Below are 841 nucleotides of genomic sequence, written 5' to 3' on the forward strand. Positions count from 1 at the left end.
TGCCATATAGCATTATCCATGACAAGTAAAATATAGTCATCTGGATAAGCTTGTGAGACTTGCCGTAGAAATTCATTGGTCCACTCAGTATTGCATCCTCCAGCAATGAGGAAAAAGGAATCTCCTGTCTGAGCATCTACTGCCCCATAACAATAGCGATATTCTCGCATATAATGACTAGGAATGCTAGGTCGGATTCCTTGAGGAGCCCAACAAGAACTCATCTTACTGATTCTTCCGAAACCAGCTTCATCTTGGTACATCAAACGTACTTTGTTATAAGTCCCCTCCTCTTTAAAGCGCTTACTTAAGGTCTCGAATGTAGATTTTATTTTTAGACGTCTCAATTGTCTGAGCGTCTGCCTTCTTGGGATGCTCAGGTCGAGGAGTGACCGTTCGCCAACCATGTCGTTTCAGGAGATAATAGAAACCATCACGTGTGGAAGTGCGACCAATCTCTTTTTGATAGGCTTCAAATAACTGATTGACAGTTACAAATTCCCCAGCCTGAGCAGCTTCTATATGACGTTTTAGAAATGCTTGTTCTTCTTCGTAAGTCATATATTCTCTATGACGTCCACCACGGGTCTCTTGAAGAAGCGCTTCTAAACCAAACTCCTTATATTTTTTCAAATTCCTCCAAACAGTTGTTTTATTGCAATCTAGCAAATCCATGATTTCCTTATAACTCTTTTCTTTTGAGCGAAAATAAATAATCTGTAGACGTTTGTGATATTTGGCGTACGATGAATCTCTTAGGAGTTGTTCAATTTTTTGTGTTTCTTCGTTTGTAAGTTTCATAACTACTATTATAAGATGTTTTTTGATTTTAGGATAGTAT

General features: G+C 38.5%; 1 pseudogene. It reads right to left on the reverse strand.

The annotated features are described in order from the left end of the window. A pseudogene (locus HT693_RS11400) lies at positions 1-801 on the reverse strand (IS630 family transposase); the annotation flags it as partial. Positions 802-841: the final 40 nt, after the last annotated feature.

The sequence above is a fragment of the Streptococcus sp. 2154 genome (genome assembly GCF_013277255.1).
Classification (GTDB): domain Bacteria; phylum Bacillota; class Bacilli; order Lactobacillales; family Streptococcaceae; genus Streptococcus; species Streptococcus pseudopneumoniae.